A 16,858-nucleotide genomic window follows, 5' to 3' on the forward strand; every position below is an offset into this window, starting at 1 on the left:
GGCCTGCCGTCCACCCCGACCGGTACGTCACCCGTGAGCATCACCCGGTGCATGATCCGCGGGTGGCCGAGGTGGGCGGTGTCGCCGGGCGCGAGGTGGATGGTGGCCCGGTTGTCCCAGAAGGCGACGCTGCCGGGCTCCCAGCGGAACCGGACCGTGTACTCGGGCCGTACCGCCTGTTCGAGCAGCATCTGCAGGACCGCCGCGCTCTCGGCGCGGGAGAGGTCCTGGATCTGCTCGACGTAGTAACCGTTGACGAACAGCACCCGCTCCCCGGTATCGGGGTGGACGCGCACCAGCGGGTGCACGGTGGCGATCTGGTGGTCCATCAGGTGCCGGACGTACGCGTCGTCGCCCGGCCTCGGCTGGTAGCCGACCCCGAGCCGGTGCTCGGCGCGCAGGCCGTCGACGAAGGCGCGCACCGGCGCCGACAGTCCGGCGTAGGCGGCGGCCAGGTTGGACCAGGTGGTGTCGCCGCCGTACGGCGGGACGGCCTCGGCGCGCAGGATGGTCGCGGCCGGCGGGTCGACGCGGGCGCCGTGGTCGCAGTGCCAGCCGCGCAGCAGCGTGTGCCGGCGGCGCCGGAGCCACTCCTCGTGGTCCATGCCGAACCGCCCGCCGAGCTCCAGGCGGTCCGCGGTCGTCTCCACCTCGGGGACGTCCGGCGGCGACGCGCCGCCCCGCCCGCGCAGCACCACGGGCTCACCGAAGCGGCGGGCCAGGGCCACGTGCCGCGCGTGGTCCAGCCGCTGCCCGCGGAAGAACACCACCTTCCAGCGCAGCACCGCCGCGCGGATCTCCGCGACCGCGGTGCCGTCGAGCTCCCCGGTCAGGTCCACCCCGGTGATCTCGGCTCCGATGTGTCCGGCGACCGGCTTCACCTCGATCCCGCCGGGCCCCCGCCCNNNNCGCCGTGTCCGTGTCCGTCGTCATGAGTGCGCTCCGGTGGTCGTCGTAACGGTCCCTGCAGATCGTGACAGCGATTGCGAACGCCGCAAGCCCGACCCGTTCGATCCTGGGGCGGTCGCCCGGGTCGCGCCACGAGTACGAGAGGCTTTCGGCCGGTGCGACCGCCGCATCGCGCCTCCACCGGGATCAGTGCTTCAGCGCGAGCTTGAGGGCGACGATCAGCAGACCGATCACGAGGTTGACCGCGTCGGTGAGGGCCACTTGCCGCCAGGAGGCGCCTGCGCGCCGCGCGGCAGCGGTCGCCCAGCCCATCTGGCCCGTCAGGGCGGCGGTGAGGGCGAGCCAGGCCGCGCCCTGGACGTCGAGGCCCAGCAGAGGGCTGGCAAGCACGGCGACCGTGGGAGGCACGGCGGCCTCCACGATGGGCCACTCCTCACGGCACACGTGCAGCACGGTTCCTCTGTCCAGGGAGCGCTGCGCCATGCGTGCGCCGAAGAGCTGGGCATGGACGTGCGCGAGCCAGAAGACGACCCCGGTGGCCAGCAGCAGCAACGCCAGCTCCAGCCTCGGGAAGGCTCCGAGCGTGCCGGCTCCGACCACGACGGAGGCGGCGAGCAGCGAACCGTAGACGCCACCGGTGTAGTCGGCGTGAGCTCGGCGCTCCGCTCTTCGCGCCCGGGCCTGCGCCCTGAACTTCTCCGGCATCCTTCGCTCCCGAGGTCAGCGGACCGGGCACGCGGCGTCCACCGCCGTGCCGGTCTTCGCGCGGCCGGGGCGTTTCCGGTCCGGAAAGCCGGACCACTTCCTCAACCATCGTCAACCAGTGGTGCGGCCGCCGCCCGGCGCCAGTTGACTGTTCGGTATGCGCAGGCACAGGGCATCGCCCGGTGAGGACCACGGCAAGGCCGCTTGCCGAACCGGGCTGGGGAACAGATGGCGCGCGGTGAGCGGACGCCTTGTGACAAGTGCGGCAGGACGGTTGTGGGGACGTCTCAGCGCGTCGGACTTCTTCGGTCACTCGTTCCAGTTGGCGGCGCTCGCCTTCCTCTGCTTCTTCCCGTTCCTGATCCTCGTCACCAGCGCGGTCGGCTCTGACGCGGCGAAGGTCCTGGCGGGATGGCTCGGGCTGAACCAGCAGGCGGCCCGGGCCGTGGCCGCCCTTTTCGAACCCGGCCCCGGCTCGGGCACCCTCACCCTGGTGAGCGCACTGTTGCTGATCGCGGGGGCGGTCGCGGTGGCCGGCACCCTTCAAAGCTGGTACCAGTTCCTCTTCGAGGTCCCCCCACGGTGGTGGCGGGACCTCGCGGCTCAGCTCACATGGCTGGTGGCTCTGGTCGCGTACAGCGCGGCGCAGGCCGGGGTCGGCGCGACACTGCCGTCACTCGCCCTGAGAAGCCTGTCCGGTTTCGTCATGGCGCTGCTCTTCTGGTGGGGGACCATGCGACTGCTGCTCACCGGAACGGTCACCTGGCGCTTCCTCCTGCCTGCCGCCCTCGCCACCAGTGTCGGCTGGACAGGGCTCGGGCTGTTCTCCTCCCGTTTCTTCTCCGCGACGATCGTGGCCAACGAGCAGAAGTACGGTCCCGTGGGCGTGGTCATGGTCATCCTGTCGTGGCTGGTGGCGGTGGGTGTGGTCATCCATCTCGGGGCCGTCGTGGGCCGTGGGTACGCCCAGCGCCGCGCCGCTCGCTCACGGCACTGACGTGAGCTCCTGAGCCACCTCCGACGGCCGTCGACCCGGAACCGGGACACCGAATTCACGCCTGGTGGGTGAGGCGGCACCATCCCGGTCTCCGGCCTCACCAAGGGTGCCTGCGCCGCGGCGATGAGCGTCCTGGCAGTCACAGGGCCCGGCGGCCTGGTCGCGGCAGTGCTGCTTCCCCGGGAGACGGGCCCCGGCACGGCGCACGCCTCTCGCACCACGGCCCCGCGGACCCATGCCCAGTGCCGTGCCCAGTGCCGTGGCCGGAAAGGTTCACCGGCTCGCGATGCTCCCCCGACCGGACCGCCGGTCTTGGAGCAAGTCATGTACCTGAGCGTTTTCGGCTGGGCACACCGGATGTCCGGGGCTCCTGACGGCGGTGGCCACGCCGTGACACCGCTCGGCACTCCACGGGGCAGGAGCAGGCGGGGGATCAGCACGGGCACGGGCGTGGGTCTGAGCGTGGCTCTGCTCGGGATCACCCATGCGGTCGGCAACTGCCGGCTGCCCCCGGCCGGCCCGACGACCGCGCCGGTCGCCTGCACGCTGCTGCTGGGGGTGCTCTTCTGGTCCGGCGGCACCTGGGGCGACGCAGGTCCGGCCCGTGACTCACTCGGGCGCGGGCTCCGCTGGACACTGGCGCTGACCGGGCTGGTCGGCGTGGTCTACCCGGCCGGAGCTCTGCTTCCGGCCACCCGCGGTCTGTTCGCGGACGCGCGGTACAGCGACCTGACCGGTGGCGACGTGGCGCTGCGCGTCCTGATCACGGTCCCGGTGGGCACGGTGCTCCTGGAGGAGGCGGGGTCCCGGGGCGTGCTGTACGGCCTGGTGCGGCGGGTGGGGGGCACGGTCCGGGCGACCTCGGTGTAGAGCGTGCCGTTCGGCCTGTGGCACGTCCTGCCGTCACTGCGGCCGGCGGCCGCCGAGCCCGCGCCGACGCGGGTGTTCGGTCACTCGGCCCTCGGTGCCGCCGTCGCCGACGTGCGCCGCCGCGGCGGGAGCCTGCCGGCGCCCATGGGGCTGCACTGGGCCGTCAACGGACTCGGCTGCCTGGCGGGCTTCCTGCTGCGGTGAGGGTCACCCTCCGGCCTCGATGATGTTCCGCAGTCCGGCGAGGTCCTGCGCGGTCCGTCGACGTACTCGGTCGTGTACGTGTGCCCGTGGCCGCCCGGCACGTCGGCGGAGAACGGGAGGCCGCGCCCCACACCGGCGGCGGGGGCGCGGGCAGGAACGAGGCCGAGCGCTCCGGGCTCGCCGCCCTGCTCACTCGGCCGACGGCCGCGTGTACCCCTTCGGCCCCGGGCCGGAGTGCCGCGCCGGCCCTCCTGGCCGCGGCCGCGTACCGCCCTCGCCCCCGAGGAGGCCGCGGTGGACCTGCCGGACGACCTGGACGGGTGAATGCGCGTCCGGAGTCGTGCGGCGAAGGTCTATGGTGTCCCGCATGTCCGTGCCGGAACTGATCCGCATCGTCTCCCGCGACTCCCCCATGGCGCTCGCCCAGGTGGAACGGGTCCGCGCCGAGCTGGCCGCCCTGCGCTCGGATGTGCGCACCGAGGTGGTGGCGGTGAAGACCACCGGCGACAAGTGGCTGGGCGAGCTGTCCGAGGTCGAGGGCAAGGGAGCGTTCACCAAGGAGGTCGACGCCGCGCTCCTGGCCGGCGAGGCGGACCTCGCGGTGCACTGCCTGAAGGACGTGCCCGCCGACCGGCCGCTGCCGGCCGGCACGGCGTTCGCCGCGTTCCTGAGGCGGGACGACATCCGCGACGCGCTCGTCCACCCCGGCGGGCTCACCCTGAACGAGCTTCCGGCCGGTGCCCGGATCGGCACCTCCGCGGTGCGCCGGACCGCCCAGCTGGCCGCGACGCATCCGCACCTTCGGTGCGTGCCGCTGCGCGGCAACGCCAATCGCCGGCTGGAGAAGCTGGCGGCCGGGGAGGCGGACGCGCTGCTGCTCGCCGTGTCCGGTCTTCGGCGCATCGGACGGCCGGACGTGATCAGCGAGGTGCTGTCCCCGGAGACGATGATGCCGCCGGTCGGCGCGGGCGTCCTCGCCCTGCAGTGCCGGGAGGACGACGCCGGGCTCATCGAGGCCGTGAGTGCGCTCGGTGACCCGGACACCCACCGCGCGGCCACCGCGGAGCGCACGTTCCTGCACGTGCTGCAGGGACACTGCAACAGCCCGATCGCCGGGTACGCGCGCGTGGACCGCGGCGGGGAACTCTCGCTGCGGGCCTGTGTCTTCACGCCGGACGGCAAGACCCGGCTGAACGCCCACGAGTGGGCGGGCCGGCTGGACGCGGCCACGCTCGGTACGTCGGTTGCCGTGGCCCTGCTGCGCCAGGGCGCCCGGGAGATCATCGACGGCATCCCGCACTGACCCGGCGGACCCGGCGGGACAGCGGTCGGGCCGAGTACCCGTTCGGGACCGACCGGGGCGCCCCGAGCCTGTTCCGCTTTGCCGGACACCCGAGATCAGGGGCTTCCGCCCTGGAAGGAAGCGATCCCAGGTCCATGAACGTTCACTCCCTCACCCGCGCGGGGTGAGGTGGCACGACCCTTGTCGTGCGCAAGCTGAACGCGGGAAGTCCGGTGTCCGGGGAGCCGTCATGGAGGAACGATCATGAGCCCGCAGATGTACTTGGCGTACGACTACCCCTTGCTCAGCGCCTTTTGGACCATGCTGTGGTTCGGTTTGTGGGTCTTGTGGTTCTTCTTGCTCTTCAGGATCGTCTTCGACATCGTCCGCGATGACGATCTGGGCGGCTGGGGCAAGGCCGGCTGGCTGACCTTCGTCATCGTGCTGCCGTTCCTGGGTGTCCTGGTCTATCTCATCGCCCGTGGCAAGGCCATGGGCCAACGCGAGGCGGCGCAGGCGCAGGCGCGGCGGAAGGAGTTCGACACCTACGTCCGCGAGACGGCGGGCGGCGGCCGGCCCAGCAGCACTGACGAACTGGCCAAGCTCTCCGAGATGCGCACCCATGGAGACATCACCGAGGAGGAGTTCGTCCGCGCGAAGGAACTGGTCCTGAGCGGCAGCCGTGGCGGACACTGACCGCGGCACACGGGACACGCCCGGGATCGGCGCAGCAGCGACGGACCGGCGGTCCGCTGATGTCCGGTCCGTCGTCCGGGCGCCGCGCGGAGTGCGCGCCGAGGACTCGAGGCCGGTTTCCGACAGGAGGCACGTGCCCGGCCGGGACGGGCTGTGACGGCGAGGTGAGTCGGTGCGCCGGGCAGGTTGCGCGGCACCTTCCTCTCGGTGTGAGGGGACCGGGAGGTACTCGACGTGCGACAGGGGCAGCGTAGGAGCATCTGCGGCGTGGGAGCGGCGGTCCACGGCGGAACACCCGCGGCGTGGGCCCGGCCGGCCCTCCTCGCCCTGCTGGGCAGCGTGCTCCTGCTGCTCGTCACCGCCGGCCCGAAGAGCCTGCTCCGGGTACTGGTCGCCGTAGCGGGTGCGGCCCTGACAGCCACCGGCCTGTGGTGGGCCCTCGCCCACTCCGGACGCGTCCGGATCACCGGGGCCCTCTTGGCGGTGCTGGTTCCGGTCGCGGTCCTGGTCCTGTTCGCCACGCACAGGATGCTGTGGTCGGCCTGCCTGTCCCTGGGCCTGTGGGGGGCCTGGCACTGGCGGCCGCCCGGATCGCGATGACGCCCGCGGACCCTGCCCCCGGGCACGGCCGTGAGCCCGGGCCGGTGCCGGTTACGGCCCGCGCGAGCGGCTGAAGGGCGTTCGGGTGGACGCCCTTCGAGGGGCGCAGGCCTTCGCGGACGACACGGCGCTGTTCGGCCGTGCCCCTCCGGACCGGAGCGGTGGATGCTCGACCGTGCCGAGAACCGCGGGCTCCGCGCGGAGCCGTGCCACGTGAGCGCGGGCGAGCCCGGATCGACGAGCCTGGGCGTGGTGACCGGTGGCGGCGGGCCGGCGGTCGTCTGCTCGCACGGCCGGTGTTCCTCACCGCCGAAGCGTCGGACGGCTCTTCTCTCCTTCTCCCCGCAAGAAGCCCGGACGATCCGTTGACCGGCCCCCACGGGCCACCCGGCGGTGCGGACCGGCGGGGATCAGCCCGTGGTGCCCGGTCCGGCCTGGTCGCGCAGGAAGTTGCTGATCTGGTGCGCCAGGCCGCCGGCCGCGCCCGCCGTGGGCGCGGCGGCGCCGACGGACTCCTCGTGCACGCCGATGCCGCCGGTCCACAGCCTGCGCTCGGCCCACTCGTCGTCGACCCGCAGCTGCACCTGGACGTCGATCTGGGACAGGGCGGCCTCCGGTCCCGCCGCGTACAGCACCGCGGTGGCCCGGCGCAGCGGATAGACGTCGTAGCCCTCGATGAACTGCGAGTTGCGCCAGTCGACGAACGCGCCCTCCCCGTCGGGGCCGATCCGCACGTCGATCTGCCCGTCCTCCAGGTGGACGCCGAGGCTCCGCCCGCCGCGGTTCTCGACGGTGATGCGGAGGCGGAAGTACGTCAGCCCCTCGGCGGCCTCGTCGCGTCCGCGCGGCGGCTCGGCCTGCTCCAGGCGGTGGACGCGGACCCGCAGACCGGCGTGCTCGTCGTACTCCTGCCAGTCCCCGACCACGTTCGGCTCGTACACAGTGCACCTCTCGACTTCCAAGAGCTGCTTCCTATCCGTGCGCTCAGTGCACTGTCAAATGAACGGAATGCGCCGTGTCCTGGTAATTCTTCCTCTTTGATCGCTGATCAAGCCGTGTGCAGGAGGAATCCGCCGCGGGGTCCCGCGGCCGTCGGCGGGGGCGTGCCGCACATCACTCCGGTGGCCGCCCGCCGGACGCCGTCAGCGGGCCAGCCGGCCGAGCAGCCCGGAGGCCGCGGTGATGCCGAGCGCGGCGGCCACCGTGAGGACCGCGAAGTCGGCGGCCAGGTGCGCGGGGGTGCCGAGCAGCAGCCCGCGCAGGGCGTCGACCTGGTAGCTGAGCGGGTTGGCCCTGCTGACGGCCTGGAGCCAGGCGGGCATGACGGCCACCGGGTACAGGGCGTTGGAGGCGAAGAACAGCGGCATCGTGATCGCCTGGCCGATGCCCATCAGCCGGTCGCGGTTGAGCACGATGCCGGCGATGGTCATGGACAGGCAGGAGAAGAACGCCGAGCCGAGGACCACGGCCGCGGCGACCCCGAGCAGCCGCAGCGGGTTCCAGGTCAGCGCCACGCCGAGCAGCGCGGCGATGACGATGACGACGACGGCCTGGATCAGTGACTTCACCCCGGCCGCGAACGCCTTGCCGGTGACCAGGGCCGAGCGTGGCGTCGGGGTGACCAGGAGCTTGTTGAGGACGCCGACGTCCCGCTCCCAGATGATCTGGATGCCGTAGAAGATGGCGATGAACATCGCGGACTGGGCGATGATGCCGGGCGCCATGAAGTCGATGTACGGGATGCCGCCGGTGGGGATCGCGCGGATGCGGGTGAAGGTCTGCCCGAAGATCAGCAGCCACAGGGCGGGCTGCACCGCGCGGGTGTAGAGCTCGGTGCGGTCGTGGCGCAGCTTCTGCAGCTCCACGGCGCACATGGCGACGACCCGGGCGGGCAGCACCCGCCAGCCCGCGCGGGGCTGCGGGGGCCGGACCAGCAGGCCGATGCCGTCGGCGCGGGCGGGGTCAGCCGAGGCGGTGCGCGGTGCGGCGGGTGCTTCGGACATCGCGGAAGTCTCCTGAGGAGTCGTCGAGACCACTGCCGGCCACGTCGCGGAAGACGTCCTCCAGCGTGGGCGACGGGTCCGTGGCCGGGGCGCCCTGGGCGCGGCGGCGCTCGCCGAGGCCCTGGCACAGCTCGGCCGGGGTGCCGAGGGCCCGGATGCGGCCGCGGTGCATCAGGCCGACCCGGTCGCAGTACTGGTCGGCCTCGTCCATGTAGTGCGTGGTCACCAGGACCGTCATGCCGGTGGCGGCGCGGACGGTGTCGATGTGCTCCCACACCCCGCTGCGGGCGATCGGGTCGAGGCCGATCGTCGGTTCGTCGAGGATCAGCAGGCGGGGCGCGCTGACCAGGGCCTGGGCGAGTTCGAGGCGGCGGACCATGCCGCCGGAGTAGGTGTTCGCCAGTCGGTCGGCGGCGTCCGACAGGCCGACCGCGGCCAGCGCCTGGGCGACGCGGGCGGCGCGTTCCCGGCGCGGGACGTCGAAGACACGGGCGAACAGGGTGACGTTCTCCCGCCCGGTGAGGGCGGCGTCGGCGGACAGCTGCTGGGGGACGTAGCCCAGCAGGCGCCGTACGGCCATACGGTCACGGGCCGCGTCGTGGCCGAAGACGCGGACCATGCCGGAAGGGACCGGCAGGAGCGTGGTGATGCAGCGGATCGCCGTGGTCTTCCCGGCGCCGTTCGGGCCGAGCAGCCCGAACACCTCGCCCCGGCGCACCGACAGGTCCAGGCCGTCGACGGCCTTCGTCCCGCCGAAGGCGTAGGCGAGCCGGGTGCAGGTGACGGCATCGTCGGCCGGTGCGGTGCCGGCGTGGCGGGTCATGGCCGGTCGGCCTCCTCGCCCAGGTTCTCGGCCAGCCTGCGCAGGGCGGGGACGGCCGCGCGCAGGGCGTCCCGGTCCGCCTCGTCGAGCCGGTCCACCTGGCCGCGTACGAGTGCGGCGCGGCGCTCCCGCCAGTCGCGCAGCCGGGCCTGCGCGGCCCCGGTGAGCAGCAGGCGCGCGGCCCGCCGGTCGGCGGGGTCCTTCTCCCGGACCAGCCGGCCGTCCCGGACCAGCTGGTTGACCAGCGTCGAGACGGAGTTGCCGGCCAGGTGCAGCTCCTTGGCGGCCTCCGACACGCCGATGCCGGGGCGGTCCTCGACCAGGCGCAGCAGCTCGATCTCGGCGCCGCGCAGCCGCGCCACGGTCAGCCCGGCGCGCAGCCGGCGCCGGATCAGCCGCTGGACGCCGACGAGCGCGTCGGCCAGCTCCTCGGAGAAGATCTGCGTGGTCCGCGGGTCCGAGTCCACGGGTCCGACGCTACCTCTGTAGGGGAGGTAACGACCCCCAAAAGACGGTCAAGAGCGGCGTGAATACGTCATGGAAATGCTCGGAATTTCCTCCGGTGGCGACTCTCCGGTTGCTGGCCGACAATGGAAAATCATGCGGTTGCATGACGTCACCGCATTCCCGGAACTGTTTCCATATCGCCGACTTCGGGAATCCGCATTCCAGTGCTTCGGACAGGAGGCACGTCCGTGGGAGCCGGCGTGCCGGGCCCACTGCACGTCTCCGTCCGGTCCGAGCACGCTCCTCCCATGGTGTCCGTCCATCCAGCACCTGCTGAGGGAGGCGCAGCCCATGCGTACCACCGGCAGAACAAAGCCCCATCCGCATGACGACGCCCCGGACACCGCGCAGGCGTTCGAACGACTCGCCCGCATGCCGGACGGCCCCGAGCGCAAGGCGCTGCGGGACGAACTGGTCCGGGTGTGGCTGCCGATGGCCGAGCGGATCGCCGTACGGTTCCGCGGGCGCGGCGAGGCCCTGGAGGATCTGTACCAGGTGGCCGCGCTCGGCCTGGTCAAGGCCGTCGACCACTACGATCCGGAGCGCGGCTACGCGTTCGAGGCGTACGCCGTGCCGACGGTCACCGGGGAGATCAAACGGCACTTCCGCGACCACATGTGGACGCTGCACGTGCCGCGCCGGGTCCAGGACCTGCGCAACCGCGTGCGGCGTGCCGCGAAGGAGCTGGCACAGACCACGCCGGGCCGGGCACCGACCGTCGCCGAGATCGCCGAGCACGCCCATCTGAGCGTGAGCGACGTACGCACCGGGATGGAGGCCCTGGACTGCTTCGCCGCGCTGTCGCTGGAGGCGGAGGTCCCGGGCACGGACGGTTACGCGCTGGGCGACGGGCTGGGCGAGGCCGACGCGCGCTACGACCTGGTCGTGGACCGGGTGGCCGTCAGGCCCTGTCTGGAGGCGCTGCCCGAGCGCGAGCGCACCATCCTCTACCTGAGGTTCTTCCGGGGGATGACACAGAGCCGGATCGCGCAGCAGCTCGGCATCTCGCAGATGCACGTCTCACGGCTGCTCAGCGGCTGCTTCGCCCAGCTGCGCGAGGAGCTGCTCGCGGAGACCGGCTGAGCCCCGCAGCGGCGCCCGTCCGTTCGACCCCGCGGGCGGGCGCCGACGCCGCCGGAGTTCCCGCTCACTCCGGCGGCGTTCCCGGGATCTGGGTGGGGCCGTACCGGTCGAGGGCCTTCTCCAGCTCCGCCCGGATCTCCTCGGGCATCTCCCCGGTGCGTCCCCAGACGAGGACCAGCTCGGCGATGCGGCGGAGCTTGACGTTGGTGTGCTGCGAGACCTCCTTCAGCACCATCCACCCCTGGTCCGGCGTGATCCGGCCGAGCACGACCACCATGCCGATCGCCTGGTCCACGACGGCATGGGAGGTCACGGCCTCCTTCAGCTGCTCGACCTCCTTCTGGAGCTCGCGCAGCCGGTCCGCCGCGTCGCCGGAGTCGTAGGGTGTGCGTTCCACGGTGTCCATCGTCGTCACTCGGGCGGGCCTTTGCCAGTGGGCCCGGCGCCCGCCCGGGCCGGGACCGGCCGCCGCCCGTGTCGTTTCGGCAGCGGCGCGCGGGTACTCGGCAGGCGCCTTCCGGCTGCCGGTCGGACACTGGTGTAAGACCGGTGGACACCGGTGGACACCGGTGGACGAGACCAGGACGTGCCATGAATCACGACAGGACATCTGCCAGCCCCGACCCCGACGTCGTTTCCACGCACTCGGTGTGCGGCGCGCCGTGCTGGGTGAGCCTGACCAGCCGCGATGTGAAGGCCACGGAGGACTTCTACCAGGCGGTGCTGGGCTGGGAGTGGCGCGCGGCCAAGCTCGGCGACCACTTCCGCATCGCCCTCGCGGACGGGGCGCCGGTCGCGGGGATCGGGGCGGTGGCGGCCATGTGGCAGATGGCGGTGGCCTGGACGCCGTACTTCGCCGTGCCCAGCGCGGACGAGGCGGTCTCGCGGGCGTACGAACGCGGTGGTACGGCGGCGGTGGGGCCGATCTCCTTCCCGCCGGGGCGGGCCGCGCTGCTCGCCGACCGGGACGGCGCGACCTTCGGGATCTGGGAGGGGGACCTCCTCACCGACTGGGAGACCTGGCGCAAGGCCGCGCCGGCCTTCATCCGGCTGCACACGCGCGACGCCTTCGACGCCGCGATCTTCTACGGCGAGGTCCTGGACTGGGCCACGGAGCGGCCCGGCTGCTGCGAGGTCCGCTACGAGGGCGACGAGGTCGTACTGCGCAGCCACGGCGAGGTCGTGGCCCGCATCGAGTCCGGCGCGCTGGAGGCCGCCCCCGACCCCACGATCCGCCCGCACTGGCAGATCCACTTCCGCGTCGCCGACGTCTCCGCCTGCGCCCGCGCCGCCGAGGTCCACGGCGGCAGCGTCCTGCGCGAAGGCCCCGGCGAGGCCGTGCTCCGCGACCCGGACGGCGCCCAGTTCACGGTGACGTCCCGCCGGGAGGCCTGAACGCGGCCGGGGTGTCAGCGGGGGTTCTCCGGGTGGTTCTCGGGGGACGGGTCAGGAGGATCAGGCTGCGGGGTCCGACGTGGAGGGCGGCGCCCGGTTTGTGTTCCGACTCGTCCGGAGGGCCCTGGGTTTCGGCCGTGTCGAGGAGGGTGGTCCAGCGGTCTCCGTACGCGGGGCCGGGGAGGCGGAAGCCGACCGGCTCCCAGTAGCCGTTGAGCAGCAGGAGGAAGGAGTCGTCCACCACGCGGCGGCCCTGCCGGTCGGGTTCGGCGATGGCGTCGCCGTTGAGGAAGACCGCCACGGAGTGCGCGTCGGAGCGCTGCCAGTCCTCCTCGGCCATCTCGCGGCCGTCCGGCAGCAGCCACACCAGGTCGGGCAGGGGCTGGTCGTCCCGGGTCGCCGTCTCGCCCTGGAAGAAACGGCGGCGGCGCAGCACCGGGTGGGCGGCGCGCAGGCCGATCACGTACCGCGTGAAGTCCATCAGCTCCCGCTGCTCGTCCGTCAGCCGCCAGTCGATCCAGGAGACTTCACTGTCCTGGCAGTACGCGTTGTTGTTGCCGCCCTGGGTGCGGCCCAGCTCGTCGCCGTGGCAGAGCATCGGGATGCCCTGCGACAGCAGCAGCGTGGCCAGGAAGTTGCGCTGCTGACGGGCCCGCAGTTCCAGGACCGAGGGGTCGTCGGTCCCGCCCTCCGCCCCGCAGTTCCAGGAGCGGTTGACGCTCTCGCCGTCCCTGTTGCCCTCGCCGTTGGCCTCGTTGTGCTTGTCGTTGTACGACACCAGGTCGCGCAGCGTGAAACCGTCGTGCGCGGTCACGAAGTTGACGCTGGCGCGCGGTCGGCGCCGGTGGTGGGCGTACAGGTCCGAGGAACCGGTCAGCCGGGACGCGAACTCGCCCAGCGTGTGCTCCTCGCCGCGCCAGAAGTCCCGTACGGCGTCCCGGTACAGGCCGTTCCACTCCGACCACAGCGGCGGGAAGTTGCCCACCTGGTAGCCGCCCTCGCCGAGGTCCCAGGGCTCGGCGATCAGCTTCACTCGGCTGATCACCGGGTCCTGCTGGATCAGGTCGAAGAACGCCGACAGCCGGTCCACCTCGTGGAACTGCCGCGCCAGCGTGGCCGCGAGGTCGAAGCGGAAGCCGTCGACGTGCATCTCGGTGACCCAGTACCGCAGCGAGTCCATGATCAGCTGCAGCACGTAGGGGTGCCGCATCAGCAGGCTGTTGCCGGTGCCGGTGGTGTCGTAGTAGTGCGCCCAGTCCCCGTCGACCAGACGGTAGTACGAGGCGTTGTCGATGCCGCGGAAGGACAGCGTCGGGCCCTTCTCGTTGCCCTCGGCGGTGTGGTTGTAGACCACGTCCAGGATGACCTCGAGCCCGGCCGCGTGCAGCGCCCTGACCATCGACTTGAACTCGGTGACCTGCTGACCGCGCGTGCCGTGGGCGGCGTAGTCGTGGTGCGGTGCGAAGAAGCCGATGGTGTTGTAGCCCCAGTAGTTGGAAAGGCCCCGTCCCTGCAGCACACCGTCGTGCACGAACTGGTGGACCGGCATCAGCTCGACCGCCGTCACGCCCAGCGAGGTCAGGTGGCCGATCACCGCGGGGTGCGCCAGCCCGGCGTACGTCCCCCGCAGTTCGCGCGGCACGTCGGGGTGGGTGCGGGTCAGTCCGCGCACGTGCGCCTCGTAGATCACGGTGTCGGAGTACCCCCGCCGCGGCGGACGGTCGTCGCCCCAGTCGAAGGCCGGGTCGGTCACCACGCCCAGCATGGTGTGCCCGGCGCTGTCGGCGGGGTCCGGACCGTGCGGAGCTCGCTCGTAGAGCGAGGGATGGTCGTCGATCCGCCCGTCCATCGCCCTGGCGTAGGGGTCCAGGAGCAGTTTCCTCGGGTTGCACCGGTGGCCGGCCGCCGGGTGCCAGGGGCCGTGCACCCGGTAGCCGTAGCGCTGCCCCGGCCCGACGCCGGGCAGGTAGCCGTGCCACACGAAGCCGTCGACCTCGGTGAGCGGCACCTCGCGACGGGCGCCGTCGTCGTCCACCAGGACCAGCTCCACGCGCTCGGCCACCTCGCTGAACAGCGCGAAGTTGGTGCCCTTCCCGTCGTACGCGGCGCCCAGCGGATAGGGGTGTCCCCGCCACACGGGCGGGGACACCCCTATCCGGCGCGACCGCCCGGTCACCGGGCCTCCTCCAGGACGGCCCGGCCGTCGCCCGCCGGCGAGGCCAGCGCGGCGACCGGCAGCTCGCGGGGCGTCTGCAGGCCCTCGCGCAGGGTCGGCTCGGGAGCCTTCGGAACCAGCGGGACGCGCACCCCGGCGCGGGCCCGCTGCGAGAACCAGATGACCTTGCTGCCGGTCTCGGCGGCGCAGCAGCCCCAGCCGTCGCTCGTCGCCGCGATACGGGCCAGGCAGGCACGCAGGTCCTGGTCGGGGCGCAGGTCGTGGTTGTTCTCCCCGACCGCGGTGATCAGGTGCTGGCCGGTCCACCACATCTCGATGGAGGTGCGCTTGTCGGTGGCGTGCTCGTCGATGGCCTTCAGCAGCATCTCGGCACCGCCGCACACGGGGTCGACGAGGTCCTCCAGGTCCCAGAGCCGAAGGTGAGCGGCCAGGATACGCCTGACCTGTCCGACCCTTTCCGGGCTGACTTCCACGTCGAGGTGGTAGTAGCAGGGCACTGCGGTCTTCATCGTCGTTGGCTCCTCACCGGCGGGCTCGCACTCCCTCCCGCCCTTGCGGACCGGACCCCGAGCACGAAGCGTGAGCACGTGTTGCCTCTGAGTGGAAACCACACTGAGCGCGCTACGCCATTGGTGCAACACGAGCAGGTCAGCGGGCTTGTTGAAGTGCCAACAGGACGGTGAGTCGTTGAACATGCACCATGAGTGAAAGTCTCGAGCGCCGCGACCGGGACCGCGCACACGCGTGCGCGGCCACCGCCCCGGCTGTCGGGGGGACGTGCCCGACAAGCGCATCCGAAAGGTGAACGGCGCCATGCTGCTACCCGCCAAAGCCGAAGTCGCCCGGCATCTGCGGCGCTACCGGGCATGGGAACGCGCGATGCTCGCGCGGCCCGACGACCGCAGGGTGCGGTCCACCTTCGAGGACGCGGGCTACACCCTGTGCGTGCTGATGGGGAAGCGGTGTGCGCGGGAGGCCGCGGACGCCGCCGAGCGCTATCTGCGCACCACCCTCGTCACCTATCTGCGGGAGCAGAGCGGCCGGCCGCTCCGCAGCTCCGTCGCCCGCCGGGGCCCGCCGACGGCGGCGGAGCGACGCTCTCGGGCCGGGCGGTAGGACGTCCCGGCGGCAACCAGGATCCCGGCCGGGCGCGAGCCCGGCCTCGAGCACGGTGGAGGTGACACCCATGAGTTCGACCCCGAGCCGGGTCCCGGGTCCGGCCCCGGCCGTCGGCCGCATCCCCGTGCGGGACGTACGGCCGGCCGTGGAGTGCGGCAGGCGACCGGCCAGGGCGGTTGAAGGAGAAACGTTTTTGGTCACCGCCACCGTCTTCCGCGAGGGCCACGACGCGGTGGCCGCGAACGTGGTCCTGCGCGATCCGGCGGGCCGGCCCGGCCCCTGGACGCCGATGCGCGAACTGGCCCCCGGCACCGACCGCTGGGGTGCCGAGGTGACACCGGGGTCGACCGGCCGCTGGACGTATCACGTGGAGGCCTGGAGCGACCCGGTCGCCACCTGGCGCCGCACCGCCTCCGTCAAGGTCCCGGCCGGCATCGACACCGGGCTGGTGCTGGAGGAGGGCGCCGGGCTCCACACCCGCGCGGCGGCCGGGGTCCCGGAGGGGCCGGAACGCGACACCGTGCTCGCCGCCGCCGAGGCGCTGGGGGACGACTCGCTGCCGGTCATGACGCGTCTGGCGGGGGCGTTGACGCCGGAGGTGGACGCGGTCCTGGCCCGGTACCCGCTGCGGGAGCTGGTCACCGCCTCTGAGCCGCTGCACCTGCTGGTGGAGCGGGAGCGGGCCCTGTACGGGGCCTGGTACGAGTTCTTCCCCCGCTCCGAGGGCACCGCCGAGCGGCCGCACGGCACCTTCCGCACCGCCGCCCGCCGCCTGCCGGCCATCGCCGCGATGGGCTTCGACGTCGTCTACCTGCCCCCGATCCACCCCATCGGCACCACCTTCCGCAAGGGCCGCAACAACTCCCTGGACGCCGGCCCCGACGACGTCGGCGTGCCCTGGGCCATCGGCTCGGCCGAGGGCGGCCACGACGCCGTCCACCCCGCCCTGGGCACCCTGGCCGACTTCGACGCCTTCGTGGCCCGCGCCGGCGAGCTGGGCCTGGAGGTGGCCCTGGACCTCGCCCTGCAGTGCTCCCCGGACCACCCCTGGGTGCACAAGCACCCCCAGTGGTTTCACCACCGCCCCGACGGCACCATCGCCTACGCCGAGAACCCGCCCAAGAAGTACCAGGACATCTACCCCCTGGCCTTCGACGCCGACCCCGACGGCCTGGCCGCCGAGACGGTGCGCATCCTGCGGCACTGGATGGGCCACGGGGTGCGGATCTTCCGCGTGGACAACCCGCACACCAAGCCGGTCGCCTTCTGGGAGCGGGTGCTCGGCGAGATCAACGCCACCGACCCCGACGTGATCTTCCTGGCCGAGGCGTTCACCCGCCCGGCGATGATGCACACCCTGGCCCAGATCGGCTTCCAGCAGTCCTACACCTACTTCACCTGGCGCAACTCCAAGCAGGAGCTGACCGACTACCTCACCGAGCTGTCCGGCGAGGCGGCCGCCTGGATGCGGCCGAACCTGTTCGCCAAC

Annotated in this window: 18 protein-coding genes and 1 pseudogene; 10 read left to right on the forward strand and 9 right to left on the reverse strand. The window is 72.6% G+C overall.

Translation table 11 applies throughout. The features are described 5' to 3' along the window. Positions 1-887: pseudogene (locus tag RH94_RS24315) on the reverse strand (TauD/TfdA dioxygenase family protein); the annotation flags it as partial. 208 nt (positions 888-1,095) lie between these two features. Then, positions 1,096-1,614 carry a hypothetical protein gene (locus RH94_RS24320; protein ID WP_073949932.1) on the reverse strand — a complete coding sequence of 173 codons (519 nt, stop codon included), beginning with the start codon at positions 1,612-1,614 and terminating at the stop codon, positions 1,096-1,098. A gap of 274 nt (positions 1,615-1,888) precedes the next feature. Between RH94_RS24320 and RH94_RS24325 the strand changes: the two genes are divergently transcribed. The 6 genes from RH94_RS24325 to RH94_RS24345 all read left to right on the forward strand — a co-directional run bounded on the left by RH94_RS24325 (position 1,889) and on the right by RH94_RS24345 (position 6,263). Further along, positions 1,889-2,611, forward strand: coding sequence for a YhjD/YihY/BrkB family envelope integrity protein (locus tag RH94_RS24325; protein ID WP_234426004.1), 723 nt, complete (start codon positions 1,889-1,891; stop codon positions 2,609-2,611). Positions 2,612-2,935: 324 nt separating this feature from the next. Then, the gene (locus tag RH94_RS24330) at positions 2,936-3,481 is read left to right on the forward strand and encodes a hypothetical protein (RefSeq protein WP_234426005.1); all 546 of its coding nucleotides are present in this window, start codon (positions 2,936-2,938) and stop codon (positions 3,479-3,481) included. Between the two features lie 3 nt (positions 3,482-3,484). Further along, entirely contained in the window at positions 3,485-3,685 is a 201-nt protein-coding gene (locus RH94_RS44455) for a CPBP family glutamic-type intramembrane protease (protein WP_234426006.1), read from the forward strand. A gap of 367 nt (positions 3,686-4,052) precedes the next feature. Next, positions 4,053-4,988: a hydroxymethylbilane synthase gene (gene hemC / locus RH94_RS24335; protein WP_073949968.1), complete on the forward strand. Its 936-nt coding sequence runs from the start codon at positions 4,053-4,055 to the stop codon at positions 4,986-4,988. Positions 4,989-5,231: 243 nt separating this feature from the next. Continuing rightward, entirely contained in the window at positions 5,232-5,663 is a 432-nt protein-coding gene (locus tag RH94_RS24340) for an SHOCT domain-containing protein (protein ID WP_073949936.1), read from the forward strand. A 267-nt stretch (positions 5,664-5,930) separates the two neighbouring features. Further along, positions 5,931-6,263, forward strand: a complete 333-nt coding sequence (locus tag RH94_RS24345; RefSeq protein WP_073949938.1) for a hypothetical protein — start codon at positions 5,931-5,933, stop codon at positions 6,261-6,263. A gap of 410 nt (positions 6,264-6,673) precedes the next feature. Here the strand turns inward: RH94_RS24345 and RH94_RS24350 are convergent, their stop codons facing one another. From RH94_RS24350 to RH94_RS24365, 4 genes are all read right to left on the reverse strand, one after another. Beyond that, on the reverse strand, positions 6,674-7,204 hold the full coding sequence (locus RH94_RS24350; protein WP_073949940.1) for a hypothetical protein: 531 nt from the start codon (positions 7,202-7,204) through the stop codon (positions 6,674-6,676). A gap of 201 nt (positions 7,205-7,405) precedes the next feature. Further along, positions 7,406-8,266: an ABC transporter permease gene (locus RH94_RS24355; protein ID WP_073949942.1), complete on the reverse strand. Its 861-nt coding sequence runs from the start codon at positions 8,264-8,266 to the stop codon at positions 7,406-7,408. Further along, positions 8,226-9,089, reverse strand: a complete 864-nt coding sequence (locus RH94_RS24360) for an ATP-binding cassette domain-containing protein (RefSeq protein ID WP_073949944.1) — start codon at positions 9,087-9,089, stop codon at positions 8,226-8,228. The genes RH94_RS24355 and RH94_RS24360 overlap by 41 nt, the downstream gene beginning before the upstream one ends. Further along, positions 9,086-9,556 (reverse strand): MarR family winged helix-turn-helix transcriptional regulator, encoded by a 471-nt coding sequence (locus tag RH94_RS24365; RefSeq protein WP_073949946.1) that lies wholly within the window; start codon positions 9,554-9,556, stop codon positions 9,086-9,088. The genes RH94_RS24360 and RH94_RS24365 overlap by 4 nt, the downstream gene beginning before the upstream one ends. Positions 9,557-9,887: 331 nt before the next feature. On the opposite strand from RH94_RS24365, the gene RH94_RS24370 reads away from it, so the two are divergent. After that, positions 9,888-10,679, forward strand: a complete 792-nt coding sequence (locus RH94_RS24370; protein WP_073949948.1) for a SigB/SigF/SigG family RNA polymerase sigma factor — start codon at positions 9,888-9,890, stop codon at positions 10,677-10,679. A gap of 64 nt (positions 10,680-10,743) precedes the next feature. Here RH94_RS24370 and RH94_RS24375 read toward each other — a convergent pair whose 3' ends face one another. Then, the gene (locus RH94_RS24375; RefSeq protein WP_234426007.1) at positions 10,744-11,076 is read right to left on the reverse strand and encodes an ANTAR domain-containing protein; all 333 of its coding nucleotides are present in this window, start codon (positions 11,074-11,076) and stop codon (positions 10,744-10,746) included. A 194-nt stretch (positions 11,077-11,270) separates the two neighbouring features. Between RH94_RS24375 and RH94_RS24380 the strand changes: the two genes are divergently transcribed. Further along, complete coding sequence (locus tag RH94_RS24380; protein ID WP_073949952.1) at positions 11,271-12,074, forward strand: VOC family protein; 804 nt, start codon at positions 11,271-11,273, stop codon at positions 12,072-12,074. On the opposite strand, the gene glgX is transcribed toward RH94_RS24380, so the two are convergent. Further along, positions 12,046-14,250: a glycogen debranching protein GlgX gene (gene glgX, locus RH94_RS24385; protein WP_199881047.1), complete on the reverse strand. Its 2,205-nt coding sequence runs from the start codon at positions 14,248-14,250 to the stop codon at positions 12,046-12,048. The genes RH94_RS24380 and glgX overlap by 29 nt on opposite strands. Next, entirely contained in the window at positions 14,247-14,759 is a 513-nt protein-coding gene (locus tag RH94_RS24390) for a pep a2 (RefSeq protein ID WP_073949954.1), read from the reverse strand. Before RH94_RS24390 ends, glgX begins: the two co-directional genes overlap by 4 nt. 304 nt (positions 14,760-15,063) lie before the next feature. On the opposite strand from RH94_RS24390, the gene RH94_RS24395 reads away from it, so the two are divergent. Both RH94_RS24395 and RH94_RS24400 read left to right on the forward strand, forming a co-directional pair. Then, a complete protein-coding gene (locus RH94_RS24395; protein ID WP_073949974.1) occupies positions 15,064-15,366 on the forward strand; it encodes a DUF5133 domain-containing protein in 303 nt (100 codons plus the stop codon). Between the two features lie 70 nt (positions 15,367-15,436). Beyond that, a partial coding sequence (locus RH94_RS24400; protein ID WP_073949972.1) for a maltotransferase domain-containing protein occupies positions 15,437-16,858 on the forward strand: 1,422 nt, incomplete at its 3' end.

Source organism: Streptomyces kebangsaanensis, from assembly GCF_001906585.1.
GTDB lineage: Bacteria > Actinomycetota > Actinomycetes > Streptomycetales > Streptomycetaceae > Streptomyces > Streptomyces kebangsaanensis.